The sequence below is a fragment of the Bacillus sanguinis genome (assembly GCF_018332475.1).
Lineage (GTDB): Bacteria > Bacillota > Bacilli > Bacillales > Bacillaceae_G > Bacillus_A > Bacillus_A sanguinis.
Window position 1 is genome coordinate 1 of sequence record NZ_BOQB01000256.1, and the last position, 15,487, is coordinate 15,487.

The window sequence follows — 15,487 nt, forward strand, 5'->3', positions numbered from 1 at the left end:
CAAATCACTCCAACTACTTATATACATGCATCCAATCTTTATATAAAAAGATTTTTGAATATTTTTTCAACTTATACTTGTCAAACATTGTCAATTTATATTAAAATAACAACAACATACAAAATATTTAGTCTTTTCAGAAAAGATGGAGGGATAGCCATGAAGAATCCACTTCTTCGCATTGAAAACTTACAGACTTCCTTTCGCATACAAGATCAATATCATGCCGCAGTTGATAATGTTTCGTTAACTGTCCATGAAAATGAAATTGTCGCGATAGTTGGTGAATCAGGTTGCGGAAAAAGTGCACTCGCCCTTTCTATTATGCGACTGCATAATGAAGCAAATACAAAATTACAAGGGCAGGTTAACTATAGAGATAAGGATTTATTAACTATGTCAGCCGCAGAGATAAACAAAGTACGCGGATCAAACATCGGCATGATTTTCCAAGAACCTCTTACAGCGCTCAATCCGCTTATGACGGTTGGCAAACAAATTGAAGAAAATTTAAATTACCACACAAACCTTTCAAAAACAGAAAAAAAAGAACGCACCTTAGAACTACTCCATCAAGTTGGTATTCCCAAACCAGAACTTACATATAAACAATACCCACACGAATTATCTGGCGGAATGAGACAAAGAATTGTTATCGCAATTGCAATTGCTTGTAAGCCAGGGCTCATTATTGCCGATGAGCCGACAACTGCACTTGACGTAACCATCCAAGCACAAATTCTAGAACTATTAAAATCTATTCAAGAACAAACAAAAATGGGCGTCATCTTAATCACACACGACCTAAGTGTTGTTGCTGAAACAGCTGATCGCGTCGTTGTAATGTATGCAGGCCAAATTGTGGAAACAGGAAAAGTGGAAGAGATTTTTAATAATCCTCTTCATCCGTATACTCGTTCCCTATTAAACTCAATCCCATCTGCATATGCTGAAAAAGAAAAATTGCATGTAATTCAAGGGGTTGTACCGACATTAGCTAAATTACCTCGTACAGGTTGTCGCTTCCAAGCACGTATTCCATGGATTAGACCTGATCAACATGAAGAAAATCCAATCCTACATGAAGCAAAACCAGACCATTGGGTACGTTGTACTTGCTACAAGCATTTCAACTTCCAAGATAAGAAAGGAGATGACGTAACTCATGGCACTGCTTAAAGTAGAAGATTTAAAAGTACACTTTCCAATTAAAGGTGGTTTCTTCGGTCGTACATTAGATTACGTGCGTGCTGTCGATGGTGTAAGTTTTGAATTGCAACCTGGTGAAACATACGGAATCGTTGGTGAATCAGGAAGTGGCAAATCAACAACTGGAAAAGCAATTATGCATTTAACGAAGGCAACAGAGGGTAGCATTCATTTTAATAATAGAGATTTAACAAAGTTAAGTCGCTCTGAGCTACGTGAACAACGAAAAGATATTCAAATGATTTTTCAGGACCCATATTCATCATTAAATCCGAAGAAACGTGTTCTCGACATTATTGCTGAGCCCCTTCGAAATTTTGAGAAGCTCTCACCTGATGAAGAACGTAGAGCAGTTCAAGAATATCTTGATAAAGTTGGTCTAAATCCAGAGTCAATTTATAAATATCCACATGAATTTTCCGGTGGGCAAAGGCAGCGGATTGGTATTGCACGCGCTCTTACATTAAAACCGAAGCTTATTATCGCTGATGAACCTGTATCTGCGCTTGACGTCTCTGTACAGGCTCAAGTATTAAACTTCTTGCAAGATTTACAAGCTGAGCTCGGACTAACGTACTTATTCATTAGTCATGATTTAGGTGTAATTCGTCATATGTGTGATCGTATCGGTGTTATGTATCGCGGACGTATTGTCGAAGAAGCAACTAGTGCAGAAATATATAGTAATCCGCAACATATTTATACGAAGCGCCTAATATCAGCTATTCCTGATATTCGTCCAGAAAATCGAGAAAAACAAAGTAAACTACGACGCGAAGTAAATACGGAATACGAAAAATCTTATGAAAACTACTTTAATGAAGATGGTCGTGCTTACGATTTAAAACCAATCTCGCCAACACACCGGGTGGCATTACCATAAGGGAGTGATAAAACATGTGGAAATTTATACTACGTCGATTATTAGTTATGATACCGCAATTATTCTTATTAAGTATTCTCGTATTCGCACTTGCGAAAGCGATGCCCGGTGATGCTTTAACGGGTAGATCAATGGATCCAAGTGCCGATCCAAAAGTAATTGAAGAGCAAAGAGAACGACTCGGGTTAAATGATCCTATTACAACACAATATGTACGTTGGATTACAAACGTTGCTCAAGGTGATTTTGGTGTTTCTACTACACATAAGCTTCAAGTTACAGATTTGTTAGGTGAACGTCTTGGAAACACAATCACATTATCGCTTGCTATTTTAATTCTTACGTATTTAATTGCTATCCCACTCGGTATTATAAGTGGTCGTTGGAATAACTCATGGATGGATCGAATTATTACACTATACAACTATCTTGGCTATGCAACACCATTATTTATTTTTGCACTAGTAATGCTCTTTGTATTCGGTTTTCAACTTGCTATCTTCCCAACTGGAGGTAGTGTAGACCCACAAGTAACTGAAGGTACCTTCGCCTATTACATGAGCAAATTAAATCATCTCCTGCTACCTGCAATATGTGGTGCACTTATTGGAACTGTTAGTACAGTCCAATATTTAAGAAGTGAAATTATTGATACAAAAATTAAAGATTTTGTACGCACAGCTAGAGCAAAAGGTGTACCAGAATCAAGAATTTATTCTAGGCATATTTTACGTAACTCTTTCTTACCAATTGCGGCTTTTTTAGGTTATGAAATTACTGGTTTAATTGGTGGATCAATCTTCTTAGAAAGCATATTTAGTTATCCTGGACTCGGCCAACTCTTTATGCAATCTATCACGCAGCGTGACTTTAGCGTTATTACTTCTTTAGTAATGCTTACTGGTTTTGCAACGTTACTTGGAACACTCCTTTCTGACATTATTCTAAGCATCGTTGACCCACGAATTCGAATTGATTAATAGAAAGGAGCAGACGTTATGTTAGCAAATCCTGAAAAACAAACAAACACAATTCAATATGAAAAAAGTCCATCAGGTTTCTCTATTATGTGGAGAGAGTTTCGTAAAGATAAATTAGCAATGTTCTCACTTGTCTTTCTTACCCTTCTACTACTAAGTATCTACATCTCATCCTTTATTATGAAGCAGGAGGATATTGTACGAGTTGATTTATTCGCCATTTATTCTCCCCCTTCTGCTGAGCATTGGTTAGGAACAGATTATGGAGGACGTGACATTTTTGGACAACTTATGATTGGAACCCGAAATTCATTTACAATTGGACTAGTCATTACAGCAATTACTTGTTTTGTTGGGATGACTATCGGCCTAATTGCTGGTTACTTTGGTGGAAAAATTGACAATATGATTATGCGTATTATTGATTTCATTATCGTTCTACCATTTCTAATGCTAGTTATCGTATTTATTACGATTGTTCCAAAATTCAATGTTCTTACATTCATTTTGATTATGAGTATGTTCTTATGGACTGGGAAAGCTCGTTTAATCAGATCTAAAACATTAGCTGAAAAAGAATTAGATTACGTATCAGCTTCAAAAACATTAGGAACACCACATTGGAAAATCATAACTTTCCAATTGTTACCTAATTTAAGTTCCATTATTATCGTAAGTGTCACATTAAACCTTGCTGGGAATATCGGCATCGAATCTGGTCTAACATTTTTAGGATTCGGTCTCCCAGAAAGTACACCGAGTCTAGGCACACTCGTTAGTTATGCCAGAAACCCTGATGTATTACAGGAAAAATGGTGGATTTGGTTACCCGCATCAATCATGATTTTAGTATTGATGTTGAGTATAAATTTTATCGGCCAAGCGCTACAACGTGCAGCTGATGCAAGACAAAGAAAAGGTTAAGGGGTGGAGAATCTATGAATAAACCAAAATTTTTCAAAGTATTAAGTACACTGGCTGTTTCAACTTTATTACTTTCCGCATGTGGCGGTAACGGTGAATCTAAAAACACAAGTAGTCAGAAAAAAGTAGAAACGAGTAAATTTGCTACTTTAACAAAAAATGATAAAAAGGAAATACAAGATGGCTCTCTTACATACGGTCTTGTATCAGATACACCGTTCGGTGGAATCTTAAACCGTGTCGTATATGAAAAACAACCTGATTGGGAAATCATCTCAATCTTCGATGATTCATTACTATGGACAGATAAAAACTGGGAAATTAACAATGAAGGCCCAGCTAAATTTAAAATTTCAGAAGACGAAAAAACAATTACAATTTCAATTAAAGATAACGTAAAATGGCATGATGGTAACCCGGTTACCGCTGAAGATTTAGAATTTGCATACCTTACTATTGGTCACCCGAAATATGAAGGTGCTCGCTATTCGAAACAAATGCCTCTTATTGAAGGAATGGAAGATTACCATGCTGGAAAAGCTGACAAAATCTCTGGTGTAAAAGTAATTGATCCAAAAACAATTTCTATCACATATAAAGCACCAAATCCGTCTATGAAAACTGGAATTTGGGCAACACCTCTACACAAAAAATATTTAGGTGACGTACCGGTTGAAAAATTAGCTGAATCTGATAAGGTTCGTAAAAACCCAATTGGATTTGGACCATTTAAAGTGAAAAAAATCGTTCCAGGTGAAGCTGTTGAATTCGAGCGCTTCGATGATTATTGGGGCGGAAAACCTAAATTAAAAAATATTACATTAAAAGTTGTTAACCCATCTGTTGTGAACGCTTCATTAAAGAATGGTGATATTGATATCGCTGAAGTTACTGCAGATCAATATCCGAACGTAAGTAAATTAAAAAACACACAATTAATTGGACAAACTGACTTATACTATAGCTATATCGGTTTTAAATTTGGACGCTTTGACAAAGACAAAAAAGAGAGTGTAATGGATAACGCTAAATTTAAAGACGTAAAATTACGCCAAGCAATGGCATATGCAATCGATCGTCAAGAGATTGGTGATAAACTATATCACGGACTTCGTTTCCCTGCCAACTCACCAATTCCACCATCTTTACCTAAGTTCCATAACAATAAAGTTGGTGCATACGATAAAGATTTAGAGAAAGCTAAAAAATTATTAGATGAAGCTGGATATAAAGACAAAAATGGCGATGGTTTCCGGGAAGATCCAACAGGAAAAGAGTTTAAAGTCAATTTCTTAGCAATGAGTGGTAGTGACACAAGTGAACCACTGGCAAAACATTTTATTCAGTCTTGGAAAGATATCGGCTTAAAAGCAGAACTTGTTGATGGCCGTTTACACGAATTTAACTCCTTCTACGACATGATTGAAAACGATGATCCAAAAGTTGATGTTTTCTCTGGTGCATGGGGTACAGGTTCTGATCCAGATCCTTCTGGAATTTGGGCAAAAGGTGCGAAATTTAACAATGGCCGCTGGGTAAATGATGAAAATACAAAATTATTAGAAGAAGGTATTTCTGCAAAAGCTATGGATGATAAATACCGTACAGATGTATACAATAAATGGCAAAAACTCATCCACGATGAAGTACCATTAATACCTCTTCATTACAAATTTGAATTAAAAGGTATTAATAACCGCGTGAAAAACTATGACATCGCTCCTGGTGCAAAATTAACTTGGAAAGACGTTACAGTAACAAGCGATAAAGCAGAAACAGAGAAATAAGAAAATAGCTCCTGGCGCTAAGTACATGCCAGGAGCTATTTTTCATTTATAATCCTTCTTTTACTATTGATAACAATCAATTCCTTCCCTACTCTACTATTAAAAGATTTGATGAATCATCTTTATTACAACAGCTAACGTCACAGATGCAGCAAATCCTCCTAAACAAATAAGACCGACACCTTGGCTATATGATAAATTTTGAAGTGCTTTCATCTTTTTCATCCTCCCTATCTTCCCTTCGTTATTTTTATTTTACCAATGGAATAATTTTCATAACATCGATTTTTCTGACAATAAACTTACAAATTTGTAAGTTAACAATTTCTCTTTAAACTTATATATCTAGTATGCCCACCCACTCTACCTTTATACGCAAAAAAAGACCTCGAATTATATCAAGGTCTTAGTTACATTCTATTTCGTTTTACTTTATAATCATCACCGGGCATTTCACACGCTTTGCTATTTTATGACTTACACTACCAAGCACCATCTCTTGTAGTGTATTTAGCCCTCTACTCCCAGCAATAACAAGATCTATATCTCCTGTATTTACATATTGAACAATCGTATCTCCTGGATCGCCATGTAATATCGTAATTTTATAAGAAATGTTCTCTTTCTTTAATAAACCTTCAATCTCTTTTAATTTATCTTTTCGACTAGCTGACACTGTTTCTAAATCTGTTTGACCTTGTATAATATCTGACTTTGCCGTTCTATTATCAACTACGTACACAACTTCAACATTTGTTTCTTCGTTAAATTTTGCAATATGTGTCGCGTGCTCTGCTGCTCGAAGTGCATGTTCAGAACCATCACATGCTAATATAATTTGTTTATACATATGCTGAATCCCCTTTTCGTTATCCTACCCGTATTATATAATAAAGCCCCCTAAAAAGGAGGCTTCTAACTAGCAATTCTTTTATTATACGTAGCTAAATTTGTAACAAGTTTTGCGCTACGTTCATTTAATCCTGTTATACTTACTTTCACACCACTTTGTTCATACTTCATGATAACTTTATCAATTGATGCCACTGCTGAATCGTCCCATACGTGTGCGTGGGTAAAATTCATTTCAATTTCTTTTACATCTTCATTGAATGAAAAGTTATTTATAAAATCTGCCGTAGATGCAAAGAAAAGTTGACCGTGAATTTCGTATATTTTCTTATTTTCAATATATAAATGTTTCACGTGAATCTTTGCCATATTGAATGCAAATAACACAGCACTAATTACTGTCCCAATGACTACACCTAATCCTAAATTGTGAGTAATAAGAACGACCACTACTGTTACGATCATAACGAATGCATTCCCTTTTGGTACTTTATGAATCGTTGCTACAGAGTTCCAATCAAATGTCCCGATTGAAACCATAATCATAACTGCAACTAAAGCTGCCATCGGAATATGAACAACATAATCACCTAAAACGAATAGTAATACGATTAAAAATCCTCCCGCTACAAACGTCGATAATCGTCCGCGTCCACCTGATTTAATATTAATAACAGATTGACCAATCATTGCACAACCTGCCATTCCTCCGAAGAAACCAGCGACAATGTTTGCAATGCCTTGACCGCGTGCTTCCTTATGTTTATTACTTTCCGTATGCGTCATATCATCTAAAACTGAAGCTGTTAATAATGACTCTAATAAACCGATAATTGCAAGCATAACTGCGTACGGTAAAATAATCCCTAATGTCTCAAGTGTAAAAGGCACGTCTGGAATACTAAAGAACGGTAATTCTTTCGGCAGGCTTCCCATATCCCCTACTGTTTTTAATTGTAATCCACTCATAAGTGCAATACTTGTCACGATGATAATTGCAATAAGTGTGGACGGTACAGCCGTCGTAATACGTGGAAATACATATATAATTGCAAGTCCTAATGCGACAAGCGCGTACATTTGCCAAGTTGCATTTTTAAACTGCGGCAATTGCGCTGTAAAAACTAAAATCCCAAGTGCATTTAAAAAACCACTCATAACTGATTTCGGAACAAACTTCATAAATGAGCTCAGTTTGAACACGCCAAAAATAATTTGGACAATACCTGTTAATATTGTTGTAGCAAATAAATATTGTAAACCGTGATCTTTAACGAGTGTTACCATTAATAATGCCATTGCACCTGTTGCAGCTGAAATCATCCCAGTTCTTCCACCAACAAATGAAATGGTAACTGCAATACAAAAGGCTGCGTATAGCCCAACGGTCGGATCCACGCCTGCAATAACGGAGAAAGCGATCGCTTCAGGAATTAATGCTAAAGCAACGACAATTCCTGATAACACGTCCCCTCTCACATTGGAGAACCAATCATTTTTTATTGTTTGAAACAAAATACCACTCCTCTACTCTTTTATCATTTGATTTTCTCCATAAGAAAATCTAAGCCGACTGCACGAAGGTTATTATATAACGAGTAGAGGATTTTGTGCTATGTAAAAGTTTCCTAAAGAAAAAGGCACTACCTTAGTAGCGCCCTTATTCATTATATTAATGTCCACCGTGTCCTTGACCACCTTCTTGTACAATCTCTAACCTCTCATCCAATATACCTTGTGTTTCAAATGAAATATCACTCGTACTTCCTAATAAGAAACCGTGATTATACGGTCCAAGCGTTGGGTCATCTTTAAAATTTGGTTGAATACTAGCAAGGAAGTCATACACTGGTTGTGAAGCTTTACCTTCTTCTAACAATACAACAGGTGCGTGTTTACCCATATGTGAAAATGGTGCTCCTGCAACTGCTAAGTCTGGTGTTTCGCTTGAAACAAATGATAAACCGTGGCCTGGTTTTGTGAACCCCCAACCAAATTTCGTTCTCTCATCTTTAAACTTCGCAAATGCAACCGAATTTTCTGTTGGAGTTTCCCCGCTAATACGCGTTACTTTCCCGTATTTGCTTAACTCTTTTTCTACTGCTTTTGAAATAATTTTTTCTGGCCCTAATACATATATATTCGCTTTATCTTTTCTCATCTTTAATGCCTCGATCGTTGCTTCTGGCACTTTATTCTTTTCTGTATAGAGTAGTGGTTCTGGCATATGAGAAATCCAGTTTACAGCTGGTGTTGTATATAATCGTCCCTCTTCTTCAGACGAACCGATAATAACACTATTTGGGTAGCTTCCTGTTATATCGGCATATTCTTTATCCACATCTTTAGCAAATGTAGCTGGATCCGTTTCCTTTATTTGCTTTACTTTATAATCTTTTAATTGCTCAAGGATAGATGCACTGACATCCCCCATCACCATAATTTGTGTTCCATCTTTCGTTCCGAGCGGATTTAATCGTTTTATTTCTTTTAACGTCATTTCGGGTACCTTTTCTTTTTCTATAAATAAGATAGGCCCGTTGTTTGGATGGTGAATAAGATCGGCACTTGCAATACTTAATTGCCACTCGTTTACTGGTACTAAAATAATAGCGCCTGGCCGATTCTCTTTATGCGTTGCTGGCCATATCGTTTGCGAAGTTAATACTGCCATTTGCAGCGGATCGTTTGTGTTTAATCTCGTTACATTTTTTAAGCTTGTCGTTAATAAATCATTCGATGCACCTTCGTTCATTTCTTTCGGCGCAGTTACCTCCTGATTCATTTGCACTTCCTTTTGCTCTGTTTTTTTCTCTTCTTTCGATTCGTGATTTTTATGATCCGTTTTCGTTTGCCCACAAGCCGTAAGACCAACTGCTGTAATTATTGTTATCCCAAAAACTCGGGTCATCTTTTTCACTATACCGCCTCCGTATGAATCATTTTCAAGCCAATATAATTACCTAAAATGGAATTTCAACTTTACAATAACAAGCAATTCTGAAGAAATTATGCAGACGCATGATAATCTGCACCATTTCTTCATGATTTTGACTTACAATTTAAGTAATAACTACAAATGCGGAGGTACTCTATGGTTGATATACTACTCGTAGATGATGAGCCGAGAATGCTTGAATTATTAACACTTTATCTTACTCCAATCGGATACAACTGCGTATGTGCAGTATCCGGTGAAGAAGCTATTTCACATATAGAAAATCGAAACTTCAAATTTGTTTTACTTGATATTATGATGCCAAAGATGGATGGATGGGAAACGTGCAAAAGAATTCGATCATTTAGTAACGTTCCTATCATTATGGTAACGGCTCGTGATCAAACAGTAGATGTCATTCAAGGATTAAAACTTGGAGCGGATGATTACGTAACGAAACCTTTCCATGAAGAGGAGCTTTTCGCAAGAATTGAAGCTGTTTTAAGGCGAACGAATCAAGATGCGCAAATCGAATATCACGGCATTTTATGGGATGAGGCAAAACATTTTGTGTCTGTCCATGATGAAGAACTTCTTCTCACTCCAATAGAATTTTCTTTGCTTGGATTATTTTTACGCCATGTGAACTACGTATTAAGCCGTGACCAGCTCATTGAACGTATTTGGGGATTCAATACAAATACAGAAGATAGAACAGTCGATTCACATATTCGTAATTTGCGTGATAAATTACGGAAAGGAAATTTCCCTATTGATCATCATTTAAAAACTGTTTATGGAGTCGGATATCGATGGGTTGATACTCTAGATTAAGGAGCAAAACGATGAAGCGAATTTCTATTCAACTCGGATTTTATTTTTTAATTGTTACACTTTTAATCGAAAGTGTTCTATTTGTCTTGCTTTATTATAGCCTTGTCAACAATAGAGTAAATGAAGAAATGACAGCTTTATTAAAGCGCGGAAATAGTCATAGAGATGTCCTTGAAAAGTATTTTGATAAGCAAACAATCTCCCATGTTGCACTAATGGAATCCGAAGCCGAAACGACTGTTGTTATTACAAATGCAAATAAGGATGTACTAGCTAAATCTAATGAAATTAATACTACTATAAAAAAACATATTGAAAAGATGCAAACAGGGACAGGTCATGACGGAGCAATTATAGAGAATCATTGGAAAACATCTAATTATATATGTACAGTTAGTCCCATCATAGTGACAGGGAAAACGGAAGGCTATGTATATATGTTTCTCGGAACAGAATCAATCGAGGAAATGGTTAACGGGCTAACAAGACAATTCATTATTTCCGGAGTCATTACTTTTCTATTAACAGCCATCACAATCTTTCTCTTATCACGGTTGTTAACAAAACCATTGTTACACATGAAACATGCCACTGAAAAAATGAGTAAAGGCGATTTATCCGTTTCGTTAACAACTACTCGAAATGATGAAATTGGTGAACTAGCCTCATCTATTCAAACGCTCGCTAATGATTTACATTATATGAAAACAGAGCGAAGTGAATTTCTTGCAAGTGTTGCTCATGAATTACGAACACCTTTGACATACGTAAGAGGCTATGCTGACATTGCATTAAAAGAAGGTACACCCCCTGAGCAACGTTTGCGATATTTATCTATTATAAAAGATGAGTCTGATTACATTACAAACTTAGTTCAAGATTTGTTTTCACTGGCACAAATGGAGCAACATAACTTTTCTATTCAAGTAAAGGAAGTACATTTACACTCTTTCCTTACTCGTATAACTGAAAAAGTAAACGCCATGTATAAGGAAAGAAGCGTTAAAGTCTCTTTCAATTGCCCTCCTTCTCTGCCATTAAACTTAGATGAACAACGCTTCGAACAAGTTATAGTGAACATTTTAAATAACGCTTATAGACATTCAAAAGAACATTCTCACATCCACATTTCTGTTATAGAAGAACATAAACGTATTTCCATTACAATTGAAGATGAAGGCGAAGGTATTCCGCCTGAAGATCTCCCATACATTTTCGACCGCTTTTACCGCGTTGATAAAGCAAGAACACGCGCTACAGGTGGAACTGGCTTAGGGCTCTCTATCGTGAAGGAAATCGTAGAACTACACGGCGGGACGATTACTGTCACGAGTGAAGTTGATCATGGATCTTGTTTTACAATTTCATTGCCATCCATAAAAAAACACGACTATCATCAATAGTCGTGTTTTCATCATTTTGCCTTATAATATAAATTTACAAATTGCCCAAAACGTTTCGTATCCGTTAAAGTTAAATGAATTTCCGGATTCTTGTCTTGAAATAATGGCACTCCAGAACCTAATATATGAGGTGTAATTGTAACAACATATTCATCAATTAGATTATTCTTAAAGAATTCTCTTAATAAACTTCCTCCACCGACCATCCATATTTTAGATCCTTCTTGTGCTTTTAGCCTTTTTGTAAACTCCACTACATCTTCATTTACAAACTCCACGTGTTCGTTTGAACCTTTTTCTGAGTTAGAGAAAACATAACATTTTTTATCTACATACGGGAATGTGTCCATATGCTCTACTACATAATCATACGTTCTTTTCCCCATAATTATTGTATCAATTGTTTCATACATTTCTGTATAACCGTTATCTCCCTCTCCTTCCGTTTCCATTAACCACTGTAAATCATCGTCTGCTTTCGCGATATATCCATCTAAGCTTGCCGCTATAAATAAAACTATTTCACGTGACATCTTTTTTCCTCCTTGTGTTTCATCTTGATAACATTATGATGTAAACAATATACTAACAATAAAACATGACACTTTATGTCATGTTAAAAAGAAAAAAGGTGATACATTTGTCAAAAGCTAAACGCTTATTAGATATTCTTATATTTGCTTCCGCCAAAAAGACATTTACAGCGCAAGAAATAGCTGATGAATTTAATATTTCCGTTCGTACTGTCCATAGATATATTGTAGATTTAAGTGATATGGGATTACCTATTTATGCTGAACAAGGTCGTAATGGAGGATATAAAGTATTAACGAATAAAGTCATTCCTCCTATTTTATTTACCGAAGAAGAAGCCGTATCCATCTTTTTTGCTTTTCAATCTTTAAGTTACTATCGAGACTTGCCTTTCAACGCAGAAATCAATTCCGTTACGCATAAACTGTATAGCTCTCTACAACATGATGCGAAAGCGAAAGTTGATAAAATACGTTCTTATATCGCTTTTTGGAATCCGAAGAGAACAATTGATACACCTCTTTTAAACGAAGTGTTAACCGCGGCTATTGAAAATAAAGATTTACACTTTCAATACGAATCTAAATCGGGGATAAAAACAAAACATGTTCATCCTATCGGTGTATATGCTCATGATGGGCTATGGTACTTACCATCCTATGACTTCAGTAGAAAAAAAGTATTACTGTATCGTGTTGATCGTATTCTTTCTATATTATCAACAGAAGAAAATGAGGATACATTCATGAATTTAGAAGAGTGGTTCGACTCTAACTCTAACGTAGTACACAGTCCTACTCAGTTACATGTTTTACTGACAACAGAAGGCGTGCGCCAATGTAAAAGTGTTCCTTACCTTGAAGAATTCGTGGTAGTAAACGAGGACGGGACAGGATATATACATTCAACAATTGATAAAGGTGAAATTAACTTTATTATCCCTTTATTTTATAGACTTGGGAAAGATGCACGAGTTTTAGAACCGAAAGAATTGATAGATGGTTTACGTATTCGTGCGAAAGAAATCTTACATATGTATGAAGACGAAAAAAGCTGCTAAATATAAGCAGCTTTTTAGTCTCTTTGTTACTATTGACGAATATCAATCCACCAACGATTTTTCGCATTCATATTTTCAGTTCCACTAAAACCACTATAACGGAAAGCATCAAGGAAGATTGAATCTAGTTTATCCTCATCTACAAAATAGCCTAATTTAACATTTACCGTTTCTCCTGGTCGGATACTGCCAATATTGTAGAAGCTTTTCCCATCTCCGTGAGGCTCTAAATAATCAACTTCTCCCGTCATAATACGCGTTGCATCCATTCCCACTTCTTTAGCGTAGTTCCATGCATTCTCTTCAAATTTAAGCTGTTTTATGGATGGATGCATATAGATTTCTTCTGTCGACTTTTCACCAATATTTTTTACTGTTGTTGTTAAGTATACAAATTTAACATTAACTAATTTCGAATCTACTAATGTATCAATTGAATCTTTACCATTCCCTAATTTATATACATCCCGTCTGTACGATAGCAGTTTTCCCGTCTGATCTAAAGCCTTCTTCTTGCTTAATATCCCTAGGCCAAGTTCATTAAAGTTCTCTTGTTTAAAACCTTTAATCGAATCAAAAACTTCAACTTTTTCTATCACATATTCAATTTGGCTGTTATCCATAGATATCGTTACTGGAACCTTTTGCCCTATATGAAATAGTCGTTTACTATCTTTTTTCAAAGGAATCACTTTAGGTTTTTTAGGTTCATCTGCTTGGCTAAAATACTTTTTATCATAATTTGATATATGTGATGCCTTTTCTTTTGACGTGGGCTCAAGTGAAATATTTCCTAACACATCTATCATTTGTTCTTCATTTATATCTGATCCAATAAAACTTTCTAACATAATCCCTTCTTTCTCAAAAAAGAGAAAGACCTTCCTATCAAACATTACATTGTTGTTTCCAGTTTCTTTATGAACAATTACTGCTTTCTTGCCACCTATCTCTTTTTCTTCGTAGCTTTTTGAATATAAAGTTTGAAAGTCCGCATTTTCCCCTACTCTCCAAAGACTAAATGAAAAGCCTCCATTTGCATAGTTATCTTTAAATGAATATTTCATAGCAGAGTCATCAATTGCTTCCATATTTTCTGGCAATTTACCAACCTTCAACTTATACCACTGATTACTCTTTTTCGAATCCTTATTTGTTAAGGAAACATTTACTTCGTAATTTTGTTTTTGAACAATCATATTATAGACTTTCACTGCACCAAAAACAGTTGTCGGCATACCAATTAATAAACAGGCAGCCGCGATTAACATACGATGTCTTTTACGCTTTTTCTGTGGTCGCTCGCTCTTCAGCTTCACTTCTTCCATAAACAATTTCTTTTTGCGCGTATATGTATGTGAAAATTCATGCCTTTCTTCGAGTTTATCCAAATCATCTAAAGCAATTTTTTCAGCAAGGTCATACATTTCTTTGGAGTTCTTTGAATTCGTCATGTTGTATACCTCCTATCATATTTTGGACTCGTTTTCGAGCGCGTTCAAACTGCTTACGGACATTGGCCTCATTTATCCCCATGACATTTGAAATTTCTTGATACGTTAAGTTATAGAAGACTTTGTACTTAAACACCTGTCTGTTAGATTCATTTAACTCTTTTAGCAATGTATCAATTTGAACTTCAGACAGTTTCCGTTTTTCCCACTCTTCAACATTTTCATCTACTGCTTCTATTGATTCTCTTTCATATTCTTCTAAAAATGTTTCATGTCGTTTATTTTTTCGGTAACTATCAATCGCCTTGTTTTTCGCTACCCTCAAAATGTAGCGTTTAAGCTCTTCAGTGCTCAAGCAATGAAGCTTTTCCAAGTTCTTATAAAGAGTAATAAATGTCTCTTGAACCGCATCTTCAGCCTGCTGAATATTATTTAAAATGGATTTCGCTACATAATAAATTTTTTGCTCATACAACTCGTATAGCTCTTCCATCTTTTCATAATCGTTGTTTGTGACTTTCATATAATTCCTCCTCTCACTCTATATAACGAATGAGCAATATACTTTGTGACACTGCAGAGTTCTTTTATAGATAAAATTTAATAATAGAATAAACAAAAGCCCAATT

The 15,487-nt window shown here is 35.6% G+C and carries 15 protein-coding genes; 8 read left to right on the forward strand and 7 right to left on the reverse strand.

All coding sequences use genetic code 11. The features are described 5' to 3' along the window. Positions 1-159 precede the first annotated feature (159 nt). Genes KI369_RS23005 through opp4A form a run of 5 tightly spaced genes read left to right on the forward strand, consistent with a single transcriptional unit; the run spans position 160 to position 5,783 of the window. On the forward strand, positions 160-1,179 hold the full coding sequence (locus KI369_RS23005; protein ID WP_212957510.1) for an ABC transporter ATP-binding protein: 1,020 nt from the start codon (positions 160-162) through the stop codon (positions 1,177-1,179). Next, complete coding sequence (locus tag KI369_RS23010; RefSeq protein WP_212957511.1) at positions 1,166-2,092, forward strand: ABC transporter ATP-binding protein; 927 nt, start codon at positions 1,166-1,168, stop codon at positions 2,090-2,092. Before KI369_RS23005 ends, KI369_RS23010 begins: the two co-directional genes overlap by 14 nt. Before the next feature lie 14 nt (positions 2,093-2,106). Next, entirely contained in the window at positions 2,107-3,072 is a 966-nt protein-coding gene (gene opp4B / locus KI369_RS23015) for an oligopeptide ABC transporter permease (protein ID WP_212957512.1), read from the forward strand. A gap of 18 nt (positions 3,073-3,090) precedes the next feature. Beyond that, positions 3,091-3,996, forward strand: a complete 906-nt coding sequence (locus KI369_RS23020) for an ABC transporter permease (RefSeq protein WP_212957513.1) — start codon at positions 3,091-3,093, stop codon at positions 3,994-3,996. A 14-nt stretch (positions 3,997-4,010) separates the two neighbouring features. Next, positions 4,011-5,783, forward strand: coding sequence for an oligopeptide ABC transporter substrate-binding protein (opp4A, locus tag KI369_RS23025; protein WP_212957514.1), 1,773 nt, complete (start codon positions 4,011-4,013; stop codon positions 5,781-5,783). A 99-nt stretch (positions 5,784-5,882) separates the two neighbouring features. Here opp4A and KI369_RS23030 read toward each other — a convergent pair whose 3' ends face one another. The 4 genes from KI369_RS23030 to KI369_RS23045 form a co-directional block, all read right to left on the reverse strand. Next, positions 5,883-6,008 (reverse strand): DUF4027 family protein, encoded by a 126-nt coding sequence (locus KI369_RS23030; RefSeq protein WP_000738299.1) that lies wholly within the window; start codon positions 6,006-6,008, stop codon positions 5,883-5,885. Between the two features lie 202 nt (positions 6,009-6,210). Then, positions 6,211-6,633 (reverse strand): universal stress protein, encoded by a 423-nt coding sequence (locus KI369_RS23035; RefSeq protein WP_000277989.1) that lies wholly within the window; start codon positions 6,631-6,633, stop codon positions 6,211-6,213. 65 nt (positions 6,634-6,698) lie between these two features. After that, positions 6,699-8,150, reverse strand: coding sequence for a SulP family inorganic anion transporter (locus KI369_RS23040; protein WP_212957515.1), 1,452 nt, complete (start codon positions 8,148-8,150; stop codon positions 6,699-6,701). Between the two features lie 157 nt (positions 8,151-8,307). Then, positions 8,308-9,555: a cell wall-binding repeat-containing protein gene (locus KI369_RS23045; protein WP_212957516.1), complete on the reverse strand. Its 1,248-nt coding sequence runs from the start codon at positions 9,553-9,555 to the stop codon at positions 8,308-8,310. Positions 9,556-9,729: 174 nt separating this feature from the next. Between KI369_RS23045 and KI369_RS23050 the strand changes: the two genes are divergently transcribed. Together KI369_RS23050 and KI369_RS23055 are read left to right on the forward strand one after the other, a co-directional pair. Then, on the forward strand, positions 9,730-10,407 hold the full coding sequence (locus KI369_RS23050; protein WP_212957517.1) for a response regulator transcription factor: 678 nt from the start codon (positions 9,730-9,732) through the stop codon (positions 10,405-10,407). Between the two features lie 11 nt (positions 10,408-10,418). Next, positions 10,419-11,810 carry a sensor histidine kinase gene (locus tag KI369_RS23055; RefSeq protein WP_212957518.1) on the forward strand — a complete coding sequence of 464 codons (1,392 nt, stop codon included), beginning with the start codon at positions 10,419-10,421 and terminating at the stop codon, positions 11,808-11,810. A gap of 11 nt (positions 11,811-11,821) precedes the next feature. On the opposite strand, the gene KI369_RS23060 is transcribed toward KI369_RS23055, so the two are convergent. Beyond that, positions 11,822-12,343 carry a dihydrofolate reductase family protein gene (locus KI369_RS23060; protein WP_212957519.1) on the reverse strand — a complete coding sequence of 174 codons (522 nt, stop codon included), beginning with the start codon at positions 12,341-12,343 and terminating at the stop codon, positions 11,822-11,824. Between the two features lie 65 nt (positions 12,344-12,408). Between KI369_RS23060 and KI369_RS23065 the strand changes: the two genes are divergently transcribed. Beyond that, on the forward strand, positions 12,409-13,404 hold the full coding sequence (locus tag KI369_RS23065) for a helix-turn-helix transcriptional regulator (protein ID WP_212957520.1): 996 nt from the start codon (positions 12,409-12,411) through the stop codon (positions 13,402-13,404). Positions 13,405-13,433: 29 nt separating this feature from the next. On the opposite strand, the gene KI369_RS23070 is transcribed toward KI369_RS23065, so the two are convergent. After that, positions 13,434-14,858, reverse strand: a complete 1,425-nt coding sequence (locus KI369_RS23070; protein ID WP_212957521.1) for a DUF4367 domain-containing protein — start codon at positions 14,856-14,858, stop codon at positions 13,434-13,436. Further along, a complete protein-coding gene (locus tag KI369_RS23075; RefSeq protein ID WP_212957522.1) occupies positions 14,824-15,381 on the reverse strand; it encodes an RNA polymerase sigma factor in 558 nt (185 codons plus the stop codon). The genes KI369_RS23070 and KI369_RS23075 overlap by 35 nt, the downstream gene beginning before the upstream one ends. Positions 15,382-15,487 lie beyond the last annotated feature (106 nt).